Raw genomic sequence first — 635 nt, forward strand, 5'->3', positions numbered from 1 at the left:
ACTTTGCATCACTACAGGTGCCGGTCGTGAAAGGGGTGCAAATTGGGCATTGTCAGCCGCATTTTGCATTGCCACTCGGGGTAAATGCGGTACTAGATGCGACGAACTGCATGATTACGATTGAAGCGGGTGTGCAATAACGAAGGGGGATACAACGATGGATGATAAAATTTTAGAAGTCAAAGCGCTGCAAAAGCATTTTTCATTAGAGCGAAATCAAACATTAAAAGCAGTGAATGGTATCTCATTTGATGTAAAAAAGGGCGAAACATTTGGCCTCGTTGGCGAATCAGGCTGCGGGAAATCGACAGCCGGCCGTACAATTATGGGCTTATACAATCGCTCAGGTGGCGAGGTGCTTTTTAAGGGGCAGGATGTGCATAAGAAAACCGACAAAGAGCGTCATCAATTTTTACGTCAAATGCAGATGATTTTTCAGGACCCATATGCTTCACTAAATCCGCGCTCTACCGTATATGAAATTATCGCAGAGCCGCTGCTTGTACATGAAATCTATCAATCAAAAAAAGAGCTGTCAGCGAAAATTTATGAGCTACTGGAATCCGTTGGGCTAAACCGAGATCATGCCAATCGCTATCCGCATGAATTTTCTGGTGGACAGCGCCAGCGTATCG

General features: G+C 45.0%; 2 protein-coding genes. Both read left to right on the forward strand.

Going from position 1 to position 635, the window contains the following annotated elements:
- Window positions 1–17: 17 nt before the first annotated feature.
- Entirely contained in the window at window positions 18–140 is a 123-nt protein-coding gene (locus KTHG_RS00080) for a hypothetical protein (RefSeq protein WP_255512318.1), read from the forward strand.
- Window positions 141–157: 17 nt separating this feature from the next.
- Window positions 158–635: ATP-binding cassette domain-containing protein (locus KTHG_RS00085; protein ID WP_139991787.1), on the forward strand; the 478-nt coding region annotated here is incomplete at its 3' end.

Source organism: Kurthia sp. Dielmo, from assembly GCF_000307285.2.
In the GTDB taxonomy this organism is placed as follows: Bacteria; Bacillota; Bacilli; order Bacillales_A; family Planococcaceae; genus Kurthia; species Kurthia populi.